We start from the raw sequence: 4,082 nt of genomic DNA, 5'->3' as shown, positions 1-4,082 counted from the left end.
GGATCACTCCGGGCGGGCCTCCGCCGTTTTCAGCGGGGGTGGATCGGCCGGGGCGGGGCCGAACGGGGGATGGAGCGGCCCGGCCCCGGCTTCCGGCGGTCAGCCGTCGTGTCGCACAGCCTCGACCCGACGGCGCCGGAGCACCATGCCGGCCCAGCCGACGCCGATCGCGGCGGCACCGGCGAGCAGCAGCGGGCCGGTGGCGGAACCGCCACCCACCGCCGCGCTGTCGGCCGCGACGACCTTGCCGGCGGGCTCCTCGGCGTTGCCGCCGTGCCCGTGGTGGGCGACGGTGGACTTGGACTGGCCGGCGGCGATCTGCGCCTCGCTGGGCGCGGCCGGGGCCTGGGCGGCGAGCGCGGACACCGCACCGGCGGTGGTGGCGCCCTTGCCGAAGTCGATGTCGGAGCAGCTGTAGAACGCCTCCGGGCTGTCGGTGCGCTGCCACACCATGTAGAGCAGCTGACGGCCGGTGCGCTGCGGCAGGGTGCCGCTGTAGTTGTAGTAGCCGTTGTCCGAGGTGCGGGCGGTGGGCACCTGGGCGACCGGCACCGCGTCGAGGTCGGACCAGTTCAGCGGCTTGGTCGGGTCCCAGCTCTGCTTGGTGATGTAGATGGTCTGGTTGCCCTGGTGGGGGGCGGTGACCCGGAACTTGAAGTCGACCTTGCCGGCGGAGACCGAGGTGGCCGGCCAGTCGGCGCGCGGCAGGTCGAGCGCCTTGTACTTGTCGCGGCCGGCGGAGCAGAGCTTGCCGTCCGGGATCAGCGCCTGGTGGTTGCCGGAGGCGCTGGCGAGGTTGACCTCGTTCCAGTCGTACAGCGGCTGGGTGCCGCTCAGCGCGACGAGGTCCTTGCAGATCTGCGACTTGGGGGTCTCCGGGCCCTCCGCGTAGCAGGCCGCGATCCGGCTGACCGGGTTGGTGACGGTGCCGTGGGCGCCGGCGGTGCCGATGCCGGCCGCCGAGACGGAGAGGAACGCGGCGCCGATGACGCCGACGGACATGGCGGTTCGCTTGATGGACATGGGGTGGGGACTCCTTGACCGTGTGCCGGGTCGAGGCTGTGGGGGAACTGCCGGGCACGTCTGCCCGAGGGGCCGGCCGACCCGGCGCGCGGCCCCTGGGCTGAGAGTATGATTGGACTAGACCAGCTGGCAATAGTGCGTTCTGGGCCACTTTTTGACGGAACATGGGCCCGTGAACAGCGCAAAGGCCCGAGGGGGCACCTGAGTTAGGCATCCCATCGGGCCCTCTTAAGGTCCGGCCAAGGTTTCCCCGGCGGCCCCGGGCGGGCGATTCGGTCAGGTCGCGTCGGGCCCGGACGGAGCCTGGTAGTTGCGGCCTAGTCGGCCCACCTGGAACACGCTGCCGTGGTGCGTCCCGCCGGTGATCGTGTTGTTGTACACCGTGATGTTGGTCGTCCCCCGGGTGAACTCCACCAGGATGGAGCGCAGTTCCACCGCCGCCTGCGGGTCCTCGCGCAGCGTCCGGCGGATCCGGTTGCGCAGCTCGGCGGTCTGGTCGTCGATCAGCTCGGTGTCGCCGCCCGCCCGGACCACCTCGACCCGGATCTCCTCCAGCTCGGCGGACACCTCCTCGGCGTCCCGGCCGCGCCCCAGCAGCCCCGCGAGCCGTGAACGCAGCTGCGTCCAGGCCTCGGTGGCCATCAGTCCGACCACCGTCGTGGCTCCGCTGGTCACCAGCTGTGCGATCTCGGCTTCCACGGCCTCCCCCTTCGTCCGTTCCGCGTGCCCTCCCACGGTAGTGGAACCGCGGCCCCGGGTGCAGTGGAGGCGCGCTGGTCAGAGGAAGGTGTGCCCCTCGCCCCGGTAGGTCGGTACGGCGCGCACCACCGCGTCCCCCTCCACGAGGTGCAACTCGGCGAACCGCTCGCAGAGTTCCCCGGCCTTGGCGTGCCGGAACCACACCCGGTCGCCGATCAGCAGGTCGTCCGCCGCCGCGCCGAGCAGCGGCGTCTGCACCTCGCCGGCCCCCTCCATCGGGTCGTAGCGCAGACCCGTCGGCAGATAGGGCACGGGGGAGCGGTCCGGGCCGGCCGCTCCGGAGGCCGGGTAGCCGCCGCCGAGCACGGTCACCACGCCCACGCCGGGGCGGCGCACCACCGGCTGGCCGAACAGCGCGGCCGGGCGGCCGCGGAAGGCCCGGTAGTGGTCGAACAGCTGCGGCTGGTACAGCCCGGACCCGGCCGCAACCTCGGTCACCGCGTGCTCGGCCACCGTCGACTCGACGCTGCCGGTGCCGCCGCCGTTGACGAACTCCAGCTCGGCCACCCGGCGCAGCATCCGCACGGTGGCCGCCCGGCGCTCGGCGAGCTCGGCCCGCGCCCGGGACTGCATCATCCGCACCAGCGCGGAGCGCACCGGCCGCCCGGGCACCGCGTCGCCCACGCCGGCGACGTGCCCTTCGTAGGCCATCAGCCCGACCACCCGGAAGCCCCGGCGCCGCTGCACCAGTTCGGCGAAGGCGGCCACGTCTTCGGGGGTGCGCAGCGGGGAGCGGCGGGCGCCGACCCGCACCCGGCCGCCGAGCAGTTGCAGGGCGGTGTCCAGCTCCAGGCAGACCCGTACCTCGGCGGTGCCGGCCCGGGCGGCGTCGACCAGGTCCAGCTGGGCGGGGTCGTCCAGCACCACGGTGACGGCGGCGGCGAGCTCCGGGTCGGCGGTCAGCTCGGCGAAGCCCGCCCGGTCGCTGGAGGGGTAGGCGAGCAGGACGTCGCGCAGCCCGGAGCGGGCCAGCCAGAGCGACTCGGCGAGGGTGAAGGACATCACCCCGGCGAAGCCGTCCACGGCCAGCACCCGTTCCAGCAGGGCGCGGCAGCGCACCGACTTGCTGGCCACCCGGATCGGCTTGCCGCCGGCCCGGCGCACCAGGTCCGCGGCGTTGGCGTCGAAGGCGGCCAGGTCGACGACGGCCACCGGGCCGTCCAGGTGGGCGGTGGCCCGGTCGTACCGGGCGCGGTCGGCGGCCGGGGAGGGGGCGGACGCGGGGCGGTCGGCGCCGGTGGCGGCGGCTTGGAGCGTGGCCATGCGCGCAGACTGCCACACCGGGTCTACCGGCGGGTAGGGGTCGGACGGGGGACCTTCGGTCCGTGTGGGGGGCGGGGGCCGGTGGCATAGGGTCGGCCGGGTGGACCGCAAAGACTTCTCCAACCCGGCGTTCGTCGGCAAGAACATCCCCGACCCGGGCTTCTCCGGCGACGACGGCACCGCCGATCCGGCGCTGGCCGCCGCGCTCGCCCGCTGGTCCCAGGACCGCGCGGCCGAGCCCGAGGTGCTCGCGGCGCTGACGCCGACCCGGCTGATGGTGCCGATCGTGGCGATCCTCGGCGAGGTCGAGGTGGACGCGCACGGGCACCGGCACGAGAAGACCAGCGACATGGCCGTCCCGGTGCTGGAGGCGGCCGACGGCCGGCGCGCGCTGCCGGCCTTCACCTCGCTGGAGTCACTGGCCCGCTGGCGCGCCGACGCCCGTCCGGCGCCGACCGCCGCCCCGCAGGCGGCGATGGTCGCCTTCTCCGAGCGGGCGGACACCCTGCTGCTGGACCCGGCCGGGCCGGTGCCGTTCCAGCTGTCGGGGGCCCGGCTGCGCGCGCTGGCGGAGAACCGGCGCCACCTGCCGCCGGCCTCCGACCCGGAGGTGCGCGAGGCGGTCCGGGCGCTGCTGGCGGCCGAGCCGCAGGTGACCGCGGGGCTGCTGGAGCCGGTCGAGGACTCGGACGGGGTGCTCGCGGTGGTCCTGGACCCCGCGCTGGACCAGGCCGGGATGCAGGCGGCCGCGCAGCGGATCGGGCGGGCGGTGGTCGCGGACCCGGTGCTGCGGGTGCGGCTGGACCGCGGTCTCGACCTGGCGGTGCTCCCGGGGAGCGCCCAGCTGCCCGGTGAACCGCTCTACCGGCGCTGACGGCGAACGGCGGTGGGGGGGGGCGCCCCCCCCGCCGGGCCCGGGGGGCTCCCCCGGGGGCGGGCCGCCCCCCCCCCCCCCGCGGCCGGTGCCGCCCGGCCCAACATCCTGCTGATCGTCACCGACGACCAGCCCAAGCACACCGAGTGGGCCACCCCGGAGA

The 4,082-nt window shown here is 75.3% G+C and carries 4 protein-coding genes; 1 reads left to right on the top strand and 3 read right to left on the bottom strand.

Going from position 1 to position 4,082, the window contains the following annotated elements; all coding sequences use genetic code 11:
* Positions 1-99 precede the first annotated feature (99 nt).
* The 3 genes from ACFVFS_RS40650 to ACFVFS_RS40640 all read right to left on the bottom strand — a co-directional run bounded on the left by ACFVFS_RS40650 (position 100) and on the right by ACFVFS_RS40640 (position 3,045).
* The gene (locus ACFVFS_RS40650) at positions 100-1,023 is read right to left on the bottom strand and encodes a lytic polysaccharide monooxygenase (RefSeq protein WP_380630153.1); all 924 of its coding nucleotides are present in this window, start codon (positions 1,021-1,023) and stop codon (positions 100-102) included.
* 276 nt (positions 1,024-1,299) lie between these two features.
* Positions 1,300-1,722, bottom strand: coding sequence for a hypothetical protein (locus ACFVFS_RS40645; RefSeq protein WP_380630151.1), 423 nt, complete (start codon positions 1,720-1,722; stop codon positions 1,300-1,302).
* Positions 1,723-1,800: 78 nt separating this feature from the next.
* Positions 1,801-3,045, bottom strand: coding sequence for an amino acid deaminase/aldolase (locus ACFVFS_RS40640; RefSeq protein WP_380630150.1), 1,245 nt, complete (start codon positions 3,043-3,045; stop codon positions 1,801-1,803).
* A gap of 100 nt (positions 3,046-3,145) precedes the next feature.
* Here ACFVFS_RS40640 and ACFVFS_RS40635 point away from each other — a divergent pair, with 100 nt between their 5' ends.
* Entirely contained in the window at positions 3,146-3,919 is a 774-nt protein-coding gene (locus ACFVFS_RS40635; RefSeq protein WP_380630149.1) for an SseB family protein, read from the top strand.
* Positions 3,920-4,082 lie beyond the last annotated feature (163 nt).

Source organism: Kitasatospora sp. NPDC057692 (assembly GCF_042799475.1).
In the GTDB taxonomy this organism is placed as follows: Bacteria; Actinomycetota; Actinomycetes; order Streptomycetales; family Streptomycetaceae; genus Kitasatospora.
The sequence above is the reverse complement of the archived record's forward strand: the minus strand, read 5'-3'. Positions and strand labels throughout refer to the sequence as shown.

What these genes read in the sequence shown, in the direction of transcription:
- ACFVFS_RS40650 (WP_380630153.1), bottom strand. Translation starts at nt 1,023, where the DNA reads ATGTCCATCAAGCGAACCGCCATGTCCGTCGGCGTCATCGGCGCCGCG.
- ACFVFS_RS40640 (WP_380630150.1), bottom strand. Translation starts at nt 3,045, where the DNA reads ATGGCCACGCTCCAAGCCGCCGCCACCGGCGCCGACCGCCCCGCGTCC.